This window comes from Thermosynechococcus sp. QS41, from assembly GCF_031583515.1.
Classification (GTDB): Bacteria; Cyanobacteriota; Cyanobacteriia; order Thermosynechococcales; family Thermosynechococcaceae; genus Thermosynechococcus.
This window is the reverse complement of sequence record NZ_CP134181.1, coordinates 2,092,476-2,107,334: the sequence shown is the minus strand read 5'-3', so window position 1 is coordinate 2,107,334 and position 14,859 is coordinate 2,092,476. Positions and strand designations below refer to the sequence as shown.

Annotated in this window: 10 protein-coding genes and 1 CRISPR repeat array (1 of these 11 cut by a window edge); of the genes, 6 read left to right on the top strand and 4 right to left on the bottom strand. The window is 52.6% G+C overall.

Features of this window, described 5'->3' with window-relative positions:
- Positions 1-179: 179 nt before the first annotated feature.
- Positions 180-3,335: an EAL domain-containing protein gene (locus RHJ80_RS10385; protein ID WP_310800937.1), complete on the top strand. Its 3,156-nt coding sequence runs from the start codon at positions 180-182 to the stop codon at positions 3,333-3,335.
- 81 nt (positions 3,336-3,416) lie between these two features.
- Positions 3,417-3,791, top strand: a complete 375-nt coding sequence (locus tag RHJ80_RS10380; protein ID WP_310800936.1) for a hypothetical protein — start codon at positions 3,417-3,419, stop codon at positions 3,789-3,791.
- On the opposite strand, the gene RHJ80_RS10375 is transcribed toward RHJ80_RS10380, so the two are convergent.
- On the bottom strand, positions 3,788-4,264 hold the full coding sequence (locus tag RHJ80_RS10375) for a Dps family protein (RefSeq protein WP_302678246.1): 477 nt from the start codon (positions 4,262-4,264) through the stop codon (positions 3,788-3,790). The genes RHJ80_RS10380 and RHJ80_RS10375 overlap by 4 nt on opposite strands.
- Positions 4,265-4,459: 195 nt before the next feature.
- Here RHJ80_RS10375 and RHJ80_RS10370 point away from each other — a divergent pair, with 195 nt between their 5' ends.
- From RHJ80_RS10370 to asnS, 3 genes are all read left to right on the top strand, one after another.
- Positions 4,460-5,419: an FHA domain-containing protein gene (locus RHJ80_RS10370; protein ID WP_310743760.1), complete on the top strand. Its 960-nt coding sequence runs from the start codon at positions 4,460-4,462 to the stop codon at positions 5,417-5,419.
- Between the two features lie 68 nt (positions 5,420-5,487).
- The gene (locus RHJ80_RS10365; protein WP_310800935.1) at positions 5,488-7,878 is read left to right on the top strand and encodes an endonuclease MutS2; all 2,391 of its coding nucleotides are present in this window, start codon (positions 5,488-5,490) and stop codon (positions 7,876-7,878) included.
- An 11-nt stretch (positions 7,879-7,889) separates the two neighbouring features.
- A complete protein-coding gene (asnS, locus tag RHJ80_RS10360) occupies positions 7,890-9,278 on the top strand; it encodes an asparagine--tRNA ligase (RefSeq protein WP_310743758.1) in 1,389 nt (462 codons plus the stop codon).
- 1 nt (position 9,279) lies between these two features.
- Here the strand turns inward: asnS and trpB are convergent, their stop codons facing one another.
- Positions 9,280-10,521 (bottom strand): tryptophan synthase subunit beta, encoded by a 1,242-nt coding sequence (gene trpB / locus RHJ80_RS10355; protein ID WP_302678242.1) that lies wholly within the window; start codon positions 10,519-10,521, stop codon positions 9,280-9,282.
- Between the two features lie 48 nt (positions 10,522-10,569).
- On the bottom strand, positions 10,570-11,346 hold the full coding sequence (locus RHJ80_RS10350) for a DUF1350 family protein (protein ID WP_310800934.1): 777 nt from the start codon (positions 11,344-11,346) through the stop codon (positions 10,570-10,572).
- A gap of 75 nt (positions 11,347-11,421) precedes the next feature.
- On the opposite strand from RHJ80_RS10350, the gene RHJ80_RS10345 reads away from it, so the two are divergent.
- Positions 11,422-12,642: a F420-0:Gamma-glutamyl ligase gene (locus RHJ80_RS10345; RefSeq protein ID WP_310800933.1), complete on the top strand. Its 1,221-nt coding sequence runs from the start codon at positions 11,422-11,424 to the stop codon at positions 12,640-12,642.
- On the opposite strand, the gene RHJ80_RS10340 is transcribed toward RHJ80_RS10345, so the two are convergent.
- Positions 12,639-13,589, bottom strand: coding sequence for a class I SAM-dependent methyltransferase (locus tag RHJ80_RS10340; RefSeq protein WP_206200097.1), 951 nt, complete (start codon positions 13,587-13,589; stop codon positions 12,639-12,641). The genes RHJ80_RS10345 and RHJ80_RS10340 overlap by 4 nt on opposite strands.
- Positions 13,590-13,601: 12 nt before the next feature.
- A CRISPR array of direct repeats spans positions 13,602-14,859; the repeat unit is 36 nt; unit sequence GTTTCCATTAATTCGGCTGGGAAAGAATCCCAGCAC; it runs 1,721 nt beyond the window's last position.

The following is a 14,859-nucleotide window of genomic DNA, read 5'->3' as shown; positions in this document are numbered from 1 at the left end:
TTTTTATAGAGTGGGTTCTCGCTGCCATCACTTCCCACTCGCCTCTCTTGGTCGGTATTGATGTTTTTGCTGCCATCGCCCTTGGGTTAACCGCATTGGCCATCACCCTCATGGGATCCAGGAGCAGAGATCGAGAATTAGCATGCCTCCCCCAGCTCTGTGGCCTAGTGCTTGTTCTCATGGGGATGGCAATTGCCGTAGCAGTTTTCAATGCTCAGGAAATCACTGCTCCGTGGCAAGCTCTATCTTTGCCGGCCTACACCAGTTTGCTACGGCCTGTGGCCTTTATAGGGCTAGGGGTGGCCCTGTGGGGGGTCATGGGGGAGTCAAGTTGGCAAGTGATTTTCGGCCAAGGTGGGGCAATCACAAGTGCCTGTCTGCTGTTCCTTGAGGTATTGGCCGGTCTGTACCAATTGCCGCTGTCTCTTAGTACCTCTATCCTTGGCCAAATCCTCGCCTGTGTTCTTCTTGGGCTGCTGAACCTCTGCCTTATCGAATGGCATCCCTCCCGAGGGGTGATGCGTTACTTCAGTTCACAAAAAATAGGTGGCCTACTTTTGCGGCGATTGTTGCCTTGGATCATCCTTGGTCCCCTCCTCATTGGTTGGGTAATTCAATGGGTGCACCACGATCGCCTATGGCTTTCGGAGCGCTTAGCCCAAGAGGTGCAGATCATCAGTATCATCGCTTTTTTGGTCACTCTTTTAGTTATTGAGGCTCAGCATCTGAACCAAGTAGAGCAGGAGCGGCAGTCATTTTGGCGCGCCTACACTGAAATGGACGAGGTGTTCCGCAACAGCCTGCTTTTGTCACCGCTGCCGATGGCGTTGGTGGCGGCGGATGGTCAACTGTGGTTGATGAATCGGGCATGGCAAGAGCAAACCGGCAGCAGCCCAGAGGAAACCCTCACATGGGAGGGGTGGTTGGCAATTGCCTTTCCTGAAGCAGCGCAACGCCAGTGGGCGGCCACAGAATTCCAACGCTGCCTTATAACGCAGGCACGGGTTGAGCATGGGGATGTGTGCATCCGCACTCGCGCCAAACAAGAGCGTATTTGGCAGATGGTTTCCCTGCCGCTGCAACTGCCCAACAGCAACCAACAGTTCATTTTACTGACGGCAGTGGATGTCACGCGACAACGGCAGCTAACCCAGCAACTTGCAGCCCAGCGAACGGACCTTGAGGCGCAGGTGATTGCCCGCACCCTCGATTTGCACAAAGTCAATGGGGAACTCCACGCCGCCCAAGAAAAGCTCAATCAACTGTTGGATCGCGCTGATGCCTTTGTCAGTGAAATACGGCTCTTTCCTGATGGCTCTTGGCGCTATGAGTATCTCTCCCAAGGGCACCTGCGCATTCTCGGCTACAGCCCCTTTGACTTTCAAGAAGACCCGAATCTTTGGCGATCGCGGGTTCCCTCCGAGGACTGGGAAGCCTATCATCGTCCCTTTCGCGAGAAATTACTCCAAGAAGGCTGTGCCCACACCGAATATCGCTTTCAACATCGCGACGGCCATGAGGTGTGGATTTCCCTCAATGCCACCGCTGAACCTCAAGGGGATGGCAGTTACCTGATCACCACGGTGGGGGTGGATGTCACCCAACGCAAAAAAGCCATGCTAGCCCTAGTGGAAAGTGAAACCCGTTTTCGCCAGATGGCCGATGCCTCACCTTTGATGATCTGGCTGGCAGATAGCAAAGGCACCATTGAGTTTGCCAACCAAACCATTTGCCGCGTCTTAGGCGCCTCCTTAGACCAAATCCTTGGCTGGAACTGGTTAGACCTTGTCCATCCTGAGGATCGGGAGCGCACCGAGCAGGCCATCCGTCTTGCCGTTGAGCAGCAGCAAAGCTATGAAATTGAGCACCGCCTGCGCAATGGCCAAGGTGTCTATCGCTGGGTACTCAAGCAAGCGGCACCCCGCTATGCCGAAGACGGCACTTGCATTGGCTACCTTGGTTCCTGCTTGGACATCACCAACATCAAGCTAGCGGAGGAGAAATTGCGGCAACTGGCTTGCCAGGATAGTTTAACGAATCTCCCCAATCGCACCTTCCTCACAGAAAAAATTGATCAACTGCTGGCTGCCTACCACCGCGGTGACATTCCGCCCTTTGCCGTTTTGTTTTTGGATTTGGATCGGTTTAAGGTCATCAATGATAGCTTGGGTCATGATGCCGGCGACGAGTTACTTCTAGAAATTGCCCATCGCCTTCGGTCGAGTATGCGCCAGCAGGACACCGTTGGCCGATTGGGGGGAGACGAGTTTATTGCCATCCTCGAACACATTGAGGGTCTCCAGCAGATTTATGAGTATGGCGATCGCCTGCGCCATTGCATTAGTGAACCCTATGTGCTCAAGGGCACTGAAGTAAGTGTCAGCGTCAGCATTGGCATCGCCATTGTTAATTCTCGTTACCGCACTGCCGGTGAACTGCTGCGGGATGCTGATATTGCCATGTATGCTGCCAAGGGGCAAGGGTGCAACGGTATGCAACTCTTTGAATCGGAGCACCACCAAGCGGTTTACACCCGCTTACAACGGGAACAGGAATTTCGCCGTGCCCTAGAGCAGGAGCAACTAGCGCTCTTCTACCAGCCCATTGTCAGCCTCAGTCAGGACAGCCTTGTTGGTTTTGAAGTATTAGTTCGTTGGCAGCATCCCGAAAACGGTTGGATCAGTCCGGCAGAATTTTTGCCCTTGGCTCTGGGGTTGGGTCTAGCCACAAAACTGGATCAATGGGTTCTGCAAAAGGCAATTTTCAACCTCTACCAATGGCAACAGACACTGGGTTCTCGGGCTGCCGACTTCACCCTCAGTGTCAATATTTCCAGTGCTTTCTTTAATTCTGGCCAAATGGTTCCTTTGCTCAAGCATCTGTTGCCGCTCTATGGGATTCGCGGCCAGCAAGTGATTCTGGAGATTACCGAGGAAGTGATCATGCCCGATTCAAGGTTTGCCCAAGAGCAATTGGAGGCGCTCCAAGCCCTTGATATTCGTTGTGGCATTGATGACTTTGGCACTGGCTATTCCTCCCTCAGCCGCCTTAGCCAACTGCCGTTGTATACCCTAAAGATTGACCAGTCCTTTGTCCGGGACATCGAAACCAATTTCCAAAATTTAGAAATTGTTCGTGCCATTATTAGCCTCGCCCGAGCCCTGCAACTAGAAGTGGTTGCCGAAGGCATTGAACATCTCTCCCAAAAGCAGTGCTTGCAGGCGTTGGGCTGTCAGCGGGGTCAGGGGTTTCTCTTTGGTAAACCCCTCTCTGAGGAGCAAGCGCACCAGTTACTACAAGCGAGGGTCACGCCTTGTCAAACGGAAAGCAAATAATTGTTGCATCAAGACCGCTATCTAGGGGTTAGCAAAGCCCCTTGGCTATCTTAGATAAAGACCGCTGAGTGGAGAAGCCTGATGACCCAGCCGCTGATTGCTAGCCTCGTGCTGAGTCTTTCCCTTGGGGGAGCGATCGCCCCCTTTGCCGTTGCCCAAGCAACTAATCCTGAGCCTGTCAACATTGTCGAGCTCGTTCGCGCCCGCAACTATGCCCGCCAAGCCGCAGAACGTGTCAATGGCGGATTAAGTCGCTATCGAGCCGATCAGTCCCTGCATGGGCCTGTCCGTGAAGCCCCCTATGTGCGCAATGCCGACGGCTCCTACACGTTTCGGATTTTGGGCCATCGAGTCAGCAATGGCGTGCCCGCATCCCTGCCCAGTATCGAAACTGTCGTTACTGTGGCTGCCGATGGTCGCACCACCATTGACTACAACGGCCCAATTCGCAACTAACTGACCAAGCCATCGCCTTTGGCTAAAAACTCCTTAAGGAACCAGCGATGTTTTTGGTGGGTTTGCACCAAACGGGTGTAGAGGTCAGCCGTACCAATGTCGCCCGCCTCAGTGGCCACTTCTGCATCTTGGTGCATCTCGGTAATGATCAGCTCATGGTTAGCGATCGCCTCCTCAATCATTTGCTTGACCGTGAGTTGGCCGGTTGAGGGGGTTACCGTTGCCACTTTGAGATAGTCTGCGGGGTCTGCCACTGGCTGGCCATCAAGCATCAAGCTACGCTCAGCCAGTTCATCAATCATGGCAAAGACTTCTGTTCCCTGTTCTTCAAACAGCAGGTGCAACTCCCGAAACAAGGGGCCATAGGTTAGCCAGTGGTACTTTTTATAGTTCAGATACAGGACAACCGCATTGGCCTGTTCCCGTTTCAGGGTGGCTAGCACTTGCTCTTTTAGTGTGATTGTTGCAGTCATAGTGGTCTCCTTTGACAGTTATCGAACTGTCCTGTCTATTTATCATACTCATAACGAGTACGTTTTAGCAACCTAGAGGGTGCTATTGCCATTCTATTGACATCTAAGATGGAGGTAGTCCCTCGCTGCTCATCAACGCTAGGATAGGCAGCATAAAAATAAGTTTGATGATTTTAGTGTTTTTTAGCTGCTGCTATGGACGCCTCAGCCAATCGCCCCAATACCTACGTTCCACACCTACAAGCACCCAGCCGTTCTGGTGAACAGCAGTGGGGGTTCATGCGTCCCAGTGAGCTGATTCTAGCGGCACCCACACCCCGGTTGTTATTGCACTCTGTTTACATGCAGCGTTCTATTGTGTTGGATCAGTTACCCGTTTGGCAAATTGGTCGAAGTAAAGATTGTGATATTGTCCTACCCGATCGCTGGTGTTCGCGGCATCACATTCGCATTGAGCGGCAGGCGGATCATCGCTATCGGCTGACCGACCTCAGAAGCATGAACGGGACATTTGTCGGCAATAACCGTATCCACGCTCCCCATCTCCTCAGACACGGCGATCGCATTTCCATTGGTGAGTCAGAACTAGAGTACATTGACCTGCGGGATGCGCCGAGTCCCCACCCCTACACCAATCATTCCCATGGGAGTAATGGCCAAGTCACGGTCTTGATGACCCACTCTTCGCGTACCCAAGGGGAAATGTGGCGGGAATTATTGAACTCCCAAGGGATTTCGACGATTTGGGCAACATCCCACTTTGAGTTAGAAAAAATTATTGCCCATGTGGAGTCCCTCAACTGCAAAGTCAGCCTCTTGCTCCTCGATTTGGGAATGCCAAAAACCAATCCCTACGATTTTTGTCGCCAGTATCGCCAGCGCTATCCAGAAATGAATGTCATTCTCCTCAGTGGCCTGCGCACCCGTGTCCATGAATCGGAGTGCAAGTGGGCGGTCAACCAAGGCGCGATGGCACTCTTTGCGGGCTTGCCGCGCGAAAATCTGTTTGGAGATCTCACGAGTATTACCGAGCGATTGCAAACGATCGCCCAAGCCATCGAATGGACCTACTTCAATCCTGAAGCCCTCACCAGTACCCTGCTGAAACTGCAGGATGCCGTGGATGCGGAGATGTCGTCGGGGATGGTTCTCTAGAACCGCTGCACGGATTGGTGAGCAGTGCTACAGTCAGTGAAAGTAGTGTTTTCAGCAGATAGCGAACATTGGTTGTTCTCACGTCACAAGTTAGTGCACTAGACAAATCCCTAGGGCGGCTGGAGTGGCCGCGTCTCTGTCAGCAGTTGGCAACGTTTGCTGCTACCAAACGGGGGATGCGCCAGCTGCAGGGGGGAGAGATTCTAGGGGGCACCCAAGCAGCCAGTCAAGTGCTGTTGGCTCAAACCACTGAGGTGATTACCCTGGAAACGGTGCACCAAGTGCACCTCGATTTTAGCCAAGTCACAGATATTGAACCGGCGCTGGCGCGGCTGGATCGCCAAGGCTGTTTGCAGGGAATGGAGCTACTGGCGATCGCCCACCTGTTGAGTGCGGCGCGGCAACAGCGGCGTCAAATTGAGGAACACGCGCAACTCACGGCGCTTCAGCAACTGGTGGCCGGCATTCGCACCTATCCTGAGGTGGCTCAAGAAATCTACCGCTGTATTACTGATCAAGGGCAAGTGAGCGATCGCGCCAGTCCAGAATTGGCTGAGATTCGCCAGCAGCAACGGCAGTGCCGTGCCCAGATCCAGCAGCAACTGCAGCAGATTCTGCAGCAGCGAGCCAGTGCCATTCAAGAGGCGGTGGTCACCCAACGGCGCGATCGCTATGTGTTGGCAGTCAAAGCCACCCACAAAGACCAGATGCCGGGAATTGTCCACGATCTCTCCGCCAGTGGTGCCACGCTCTACATTGAGCCGCAAGAAACCATTGACCTGCAAAACCGCCTGCAACAACTTACCCATCAAGAGGCTGAGGCCGAACGCACCATTTGCCAAGCCCTCTCGGATCAGTTGGCCACGATTAGTGATGATTTGTGGTATCTGCTCGATGTGCTGACCACCCTCGATATGGCGGTCGCCCGTGCCCACTATAGTCTCTGGTTGCAGGGCAACCCACCCCAGTTTGTCAGTGACACGCGGCTGCACCTGAAGGCGTTGCGGCATCCCCTCTTGGTGTGGCAAGAGCACCATGAGCAAGGACAGACCGTGGTGCCCATTGACATTGAATTGCCCCCCCCCACCAAGGTAGTGACAATCACTGGCCCCAACACCGGCGGCAAAACAGCAACCTTGAAGGCCTTGGGCTTGGCAGCACTGATGGCAAAAGCAGGGTTGTATGTGCCAGCGGCAGCGCCCATAGAGTTGCCCTGGTTTACAGGGATTTGGGCAGACATTGGGGATGAGCAGTCCCTGACCCAAAACCTGTCCACCTTTTCCAGTCATATCTGCAATATCCGCGATATTCTCACAGAGCTCGAGATGACAGGGGGCAATACGTTGGTGCTCCTCGATGAAGTGGGGGCCGGCACGGATCCCAGTGAGGGTACAGCCCTAGCGATCGCCCTGTTGCGCTATCTGGCAGACCACGCCAGTCTCACCTTTGCCACCACCCACTATGGCGAACTCAAAGCCCTCAAGTATCAGGACAGCCGCTTTGAAAATGCCGCCGTTGAGTTTGATGAGACCACCCTTGCCCCGACCTATCGGCTGCTGTGGGGCATACCGGGACAGTCTAATGCCCTAGCGATCGCCCAGCGGTTGGGGCTATATCCCAGCATTATTGAGGATGCCAAAGCCTTTCTCAGTAGCGACAGCAACCGCATCAATGAAATGATTATGGGGCTGGTGGCACAACGCCAAGCCCAAGAGGCCAAAACCACAGCGGCAGCGGCGCTCCTGCGGGATACAGAAGCCCTCTACCAAGAAATTGCCACCAAGGCTCAAGAACTGCGGCAACGACAGCAGCAACTGCGCCAACAACAGGAGGAGCAGGTACGCACCGCCCTCCATCAGGCTCAGCAGGAAATTGCCAAAGTCATTGCTCAACTGCAACGCGCCAACAGTCCCGAACAGGTACAAGCTGCCCAAACGGCGCTGCATCAGATTGAGAAAACTTACTTACCACCACCTCCGCCTGCCGGATTTATGCCGCAGCCCGGCGATCGCGTTCGCTTGCCCCAATGGCAACAGGTGGGCGAAGTCCTCAGTATCAGCCAGCAGGGGGATATTGTCGTCCAAGTGGGTTCCGTGAAATTGACTGTGCCCCCCCACGCTGTAGAGTCCCTCAAGGGCGAACCGGTACGCACACCATCTAAACCCAAGTCCGACCCAGCTCAAGCTCCCCCCCCACCCCCTTCTCGCACCCCAGCACCCGCCATTCGCACAGAGAGCCGTACCCTCGATCTGCGGGGCAAGCGCACCCATGAGGCGGAACCTCTCCTAGAGGAATTTCTCAACCGCCAGCAGGGAACGGTTTGGATTATCCACGGCCACGGCAGTGGTGCCCTCCGCCAGTTTGTGCATCAATTTTTAGATCAGCACCCCAGCGTTCAAAGCTATCACCTTGCGCCTCCTGAAGAGGGTGGCCGGGGAGTAACCATTGTGCAGTTATAGGAACAAGACCCATGCAGCAGCGGATTAAGGACATTCTTCATCAAGGTCAAGTGGGCGATCGCGTCACCGTCAAGGGCTGGGTGCGCACCAAACGCGAACTCAAGGAATGTACGTTTGTCAACGTCAACGATGGCTCAACCCTAGCCGGATTGCAGGTGGTCATTCCCAACACTGTGGCAGCAGCAACGCCAGCCATTAAAGACCTGACCACAGGGGCTGCCGCAGAATTCAGTGGCGAACTGGTGCGTTCTCCCGGCAAAAACCAAACCATTGAACTCCATGCCCAGCAGATTCACCTTTGGGGCGGTGCCGATCCAGAAACTTATCCCCTGCAAAAGAAACGCCACAGCTTTGAATTTCTACGCACCATTGGTCATCTCCGACCGCGAACCAATACCCTAGGCGCGGTGATGCGCGTGCGCAATGCCTGTGCCACTGCCATTCACCAGTTCTTTCAGGAGCGGGGATTCCTCTGGGTACACACCCCGATCATTACCGCCAGTGACTGCGAAGGGGCTGGGGAACTCTTTACCGTCACCACCCTGGATTTAGCGCAGCCACCCAAAACCCCAGAGGGGAATATTGACTTCAGTCAAGACTTTTTTGGTCGTCGTGCCTACCTCACCGTCAGTGGCCAACTGGAGGCAGAAATTATGGCCACAGCCTTTACCAATGTCTATACCTTTGGTCCCACCTTCCGCGCTGAAAACTCCAATACCTCGCGTCACCTTGCCGAGTTTTGGATGGTGGAGCCAGAGATGGCCTTCTGTGACCTGATGGGAGATATGGAACTGGCGGAGGCCTTTTTGCAGTTTGTCTTTCGCCATGTCCTTGACCACTGCAGTGAGGATATGGCCTTCTTTCAGGAGCGGATTGACAATAGCGTCATGGCCACCGCTGAGCAGATGGCAACCCAACCCTTTGCCCGCCTTAGTTACACAGAAGCCATTCAAGTCCTAGAAAAGAGTGGTCGCGCCTTTGAATTTCCCGTGGCTTGGGGGCTAGACCTGCAATCGGAGCATGAGCGCTACCTTGCTGAGGAATACTGCCAGCGCCCCGTGATTGTTTATGATTATCCCGCTGCCATCAAAGCCTTCTATATGCGCCTCAATGACGATGGCAAAACCGTAGCAGCAATGGATGTCCTCGCCCCCAAAATTGGCGAGATCATTGGTGGCTCCCAGCGGGAAGAGCGCTTTGACGTGCTGCAGGAGCGAATTGTGAGCCAAGGCCTAGACCCTGCCCCCTACTGGTGGTACTTGGATTTACGCCGTTATGGCAGTGTCCCCCATGCCGGCTTTGGTTTAGGATTTGAACGGTTGGTGCAGTTTATGACGGGCATGGACAATATCCGTGATGTCATTCCCTTTCCGCGTATACCGGGGAATGCGGAGTTCTAACTCAGGGGGCTTGCTGTGCCTCAAAATAGCGGCCAATCGTTTCCACGTCCTTGTCGCCGCGTCCTGAACAGTTAATGACAATGCGCGGCTGCCCTGTCAATTGCGGGCATAGCGTTTCCAGATAGGCCAAGGCATGGGCGGTTTCGAGGGCAGGGAGAATTCCCTCCAACTGAGCTAGGCGCACACAGGCAGCCACGGCCTCAGCATCAGTGACACTGTAGTATTCTGCCCGACCAATGTCCTTGAGGTAGCTATGCTCTGGCCCCACGCCCGGATAGTCTAAACCGGCACTGATGGAGTGGGCCTCAACCACCTGACCATCGGCATCCTGCAAGAGATAGCTCATGGCACCGTGGAGTACCCCCACTTCCCCTTTGGTGAGGGTGGCAGCATGGTGACCCGTGTCCACCCCTTGACCCGCAGCTTCAACACCAATTAAGCGCACCTGCGGTTCCTCAACAAACTCATGGAAGAGTCCCATGGCATTGGAGCCGCCGCCAACACAGGCGAGCAAAATATCGGGCAGCCCGCCCCATTTTTCAAGGCACTGCCGCCGCGTTTCTGCCCCAATGACGGCATGGAATTCCCGCACTAGCATCGGGTAGGGATGGGGCCCCGCCACTGAACCCAAGATGTAATGGGTGGTTTCAACATTCGTCACCCAATCGCGAATCGCTTCGGAGGTGGCATCTTTTAGGGTGCCTGTGCCTGCACTGACGGGCGCCACTTCTGCTCCCAATAGACGCATCCGCAGCACGTTTAACCGCTGCCGCTCCATATCCTGTACCCCCATGTAAATCACACATTGGAGGCCAAAGCGGGCACACACTGTTGCTGTAGCTACCCCATGCTGACCGGCACCTGTTTCGGCAATAATGCGCTGTTTGCCCATGCGTTTGGCAAGGAGGACTTGCCCGAGGGCGTTGTTGATTTTGTGGGCACCCGTATGGTTGAGGTCTTCCCGTTTTAGATAGATCTGGGGTTGGGCTTGATCATGGGCATAGTGGGCACTGAGGCGTTCGGCAAAGTAGAGGGGACTAGGACGACCCACATAGTCTTGCAGAAGTTGCTGCAATTCGGCTTGAAAATCAGGGTCTTGGCGATAGTGGGCAAAGGCCGCCTCCAATTCACTGAGGGCGGGCATCAGCGTTTCGGGAACGTACTTGCCACCAAAGCGACCAAAGCGACCGCGGGAGTCGGGGCGTGCAGCAGCACTGAGGGCAGCAGAGGGGGCAACAGTCACGGGCAAAGTCCTTTTTTCATCAAGGGTTCCTTATGTGATTGTGCCACGCTACGGGCGGGAACGGCGGGCAGTGCCTAGGGGATTGAGCCACTCCAACAGACACTCCTCCAGAATCTGCATTTCGGGAAAGAGACTTTGCTTGATCCACTGGCCGACGGCATCTAGGGGAGAAAATTCTGCGCCGACTTGCCACTTGAGTCCTTGGCTGAGGGGGGTGAGGTGATTCCCCGGTAGCTTCAAGGCAGTGACCATATCGCCAAATTTGGCTCTGAGGAGACTGCGCAGGCGGGCTGTTTGGTCAATATCGTCCTCTTGGAAACGGATCAAGAGATTACGGCGCACAGGATAGCGCTCTTGAATCAGTTTTTCGGTTTCTGTCGGGCTGGGACTGAATTCGACACCCACGGGGGCAAGGTTTTCCATCCAAGGAATGGATTGACTGGCGGGGTAGTTGTTGAAGGCCATGAACATATTCCCAGCGCGATCGCCATCGTAGAGGCTATTGATCAGCAGGTGGAGCTTGCAGCCCATACTGTGTCCCAAACCATAGATGGGCAATGCCGCTGGGTAGCCTCGGCGATAGATCAACCAATCAAGGGCATAGTCGAGTTTATTCAGCACATCGAGGGCGATCGCCCCATGATCAAAGGTGTTCACAAAGGGCGTGGCAATAATGCCATAGCCCGCCTCCGCTAGGTGCTCCAACAAGCGCCGATAGGTCAATTGCGGTGCCGCTGCCACAAAAGCTCCCCCCAGAAAGTGAATCCACCCCAAGGGACGCTGGGGAAGACACAGCCAACTGCCGCGAACCTCTTGCCACTCCAAAATCCAGTCACTCCAAAAATGCCTAACTGACTGTAATCTAGCGAATACGGGAAATGCAGTGGTACAGGACACGTGATGATTGCAACAGTTATCGGCATAGGGGCAGCCGCCCTAGGATTCCTAGCCCTTTTGGTGGCGATTGGTTTGGAAGGGCGGTATCGCCAGCGGCCAGCCCATCCCCTTGAAGTGATCCGTGCCACTTGGAATCTGGAAATCTATGAGCCAACCCACTACCGTTTTGTGGGGCTATTGGGACTGAGCAACCCCCACCGTGGCCTTGAGGTGATGGTGCCAGACTTACGGGCAGAGGTGGTGCTATTGTCCGATGGCCGTGTCGATATGATTCAGACGGATGTGCAGGTCATCCCCCGCCACCCGGAGCCAGAGTTTCCCCCCCGTGCCGATGGCTATTGGTTTGCCTATATCGTCAAGTCCACCAAGCAAACGAATGTCGAGATTTGTGTGGATTTGCAGGGAATTGGCGTGAGCGAGGTCAAGGCTGCTTGGGTCAAGATTCACTACATTGCCTATGGCCCCCATGGTCGCTTTGCCAAAACCCACCATGAATTTATCCCCCTCAAGTTTCCGGCCACGGGAGATACAGGTGTGTGGCGACAGGCGGAGGGATGTCAGGTACTCCCCATTCGCACCCATTTACTGACGCCGTTGGATATTCCCCTAGAGGTGCTCAATCGCTATGTGATGCCCCATGCCCAACCTGGAGACATTGTTGCCATTGGGGAAACACCCCTTGCCATTATCCAAGGTCGCCTCAAGGATCCGGCACAAATGCAACCGGGGTGGGTAGCAACGCGGGTGTGTCAGTTTTTCTTGCCCACCTCAAGTTTGGCCACCGCCTGTGGCATGCAAGCGCTGGTGGAGGAAGTGGGAGCGCTACGGGTACTCTTGGCCTTTTTGGGGGGGGCGATCGCCAAAGTCTTTGGCCACAAGGGCGGATTCTATCAATTGGCTGGCGAACAAGCTCGCCTCATTGACGATGTGACAGGTACCCTGCCCCCCTACGATCAATTTATTGTTATGGGACCTGTTAACCCCCAAGCCGTCGTGGAGGATCTAGCAGCAAAAACGGGTTTGGGCATCGCCATTGTTGATGTTAACGACCTAGGGGCAGTCAAGGTGCTTGCAGCTAGTCAGGGAGTCTCCCCTCACTTCCTTACGACTGCCCTGAAGAAAAACCCCGCCGGTAATGCCGATGAGCAAACACCCATTGTCTTAATCCGGCCTTGCGGTGTTTCTCCGAGCTCGACTGAGGGTTTCCTAGACAAGATGCATTAGCTCTTATGGCCAACATTGCGAAGAAAAATATAATTCTGTTTCTTTAAAACATTGCGGTATATTGGCAAAATAATATTCTTTGCAATATTTCTTATCCCTGACCAGCCAGTTGTATATTGATATTGCTTAAGTATTGGAATATAAACTTCTTCCATTTGTGCTACTTCTGCCATCTTAATAAGAGATGATCTCCGAAAGAAGTTGATATGTTCTAACGGGGCTACAGGGTTGAGGGAATTAGAAGAACCCTTTGGTGATGTCCAGTCCATGATCTTCAATCGGCGATCTATGTCGTTGGCAGTGGGCACACTTATCTTGACTATGCCATTTGGTTTTAAAGCCATCCTCAAATACTTTAAGGTATTCAGAGGCTCTGATATGTGTTCAAATACCTGCTCAGTATTAATGAAGTCAAACTGATACTGATGAATTTCATCCCAGCTAATTACCTTTATGCCATTTGACTGAGCATGTGCTATGCACTCTTTTGATAATTCTACTCCGTACACCTCACATCCAAAAGCTTTAGCCATCAGCGCCCAGTTACCCCAGCCCATACCGAAATCAAGAAAGTTCAATCGAAAAGGCTTTTCATTAAAATACGAAATAATCTGCATGATTTCTTTTACATAGCGAGAATAGTAATCAAGACTAGTGCTCTCTTGATGCTCTTTAAAGGATTCCTTTGAATTTATCCAGTGGTCATACAGCCTTTCCATTAGAGTTCTGTTGGGGATATCTCTTTGAAAAATCATTCCGCAGATGTCACATTCGCATAGAATATAAACTGCTCCTTCTAAATAATCAAACTCAACTCTTCCTGAATAAAAATCGTTGAGGTAATCCTTAATCGGTGGTCTATCATATTCAGCCTCATAAATTATTTGGAATGCCGCAGAACCACATGCTGGACACTCTTTGCGTGTTTCAAACCAACAATTTGTCATTTTCCTGTTTCCATTTCCACTAGTTCGACTGGGAAAGAATCCCAGCACACATACACAAATTATTATATTCCCGTCGAGTTTAGGTTTCCATTTGTTCGGCTGGGAAAGAATCCCAGCACATTTAGCTTCAGCAAAAGTCTTATTAAGCTTAGTAGACTTTCCATTAATTCGGCTGGGAAAGAATCCCAGCACTTCTTTTCTTATCCTTTCTTAAAGCTTCTAGAAACCGTTTCCATTAATTCGGCTGGGAAAGAATCCCAGCACAAGGTGGATTAGGTGATTTAACCAGCCCTTCAAATGTTTCCATTAATTCGGCTGGGAAAGAATCCCAGCACCTTTTCCCATTTGTTCACCATAATTTAGTTGGTGAGTTTCCATTAATTCGGCTGGGAAAGAATCCCAGCACAATAGCTAATTTGATTTTCGGTTTTCTTTTCCTGAAGTTTCCATTAATTCGGCTGGGAAAGAATCCCAGCACAAACCTTCCATTGTGGTCTCTTTTAAGGGGTTTGACTTGTTTCCATTAATTCGGCTGGGAAAGAATCCCAGCACAGGTTTCCTTTAAGAACGTCGAGTTTGACCTAGCGTTTCCATTAATTCGGCTGGGAAAGAATCCCAGCACAATAGCTAATTTGATTTTCGGTTTTCTTTTCCTGAAGTTTCCATTAATTCGGCTGGGAAAGAATCCCAGCACAAACCTTCCATTGTGGTCTCTTTTAAGGGGTTTGACTTGTTTCCATTAATTCGGCTGGGAAAGAATCCCAGCACAGGTTTCCTTTAAGAACGTCGAGTTTGACCTAGCGTTTCCATTAATTCGGCTGGGAAAGAATCCCAGCACTTTCAAAGGATCAAGTTTCGATTTATGTGATTGGCGTGTTTCCATTAATTCGGCTGGGAAAGAATCCCAGCACAAGCGGCACCATTCAATCAGTAGAGGGTTTGTTAAAGTTTCCATTAATTCGGCTGGGAAAGAATCCCAGCACACGCCCCAGACGGACAAGGACGACGCCCCAGACGGAGTTTCCATTAATTCGGCTGGGAAAGAATCCCAGCACTTCAATTACTTCAAACACACCGTAGTCTAACTGACGAGTTTCCATTAATTCGGCTGGGAAAGAATCCCAGCACGAAAAGTGTTTTCAAGTGTATTAGCTATTTTAGAGTTTCCATTAATTCGGCTGGGAAAGAATCCCAGCACCTTCTTTCTTGTTGACTTTCTTGAGTTTGGCTTTGTTTCCATTAATTCGGCTGGGAAAGAATCCCAGCACAT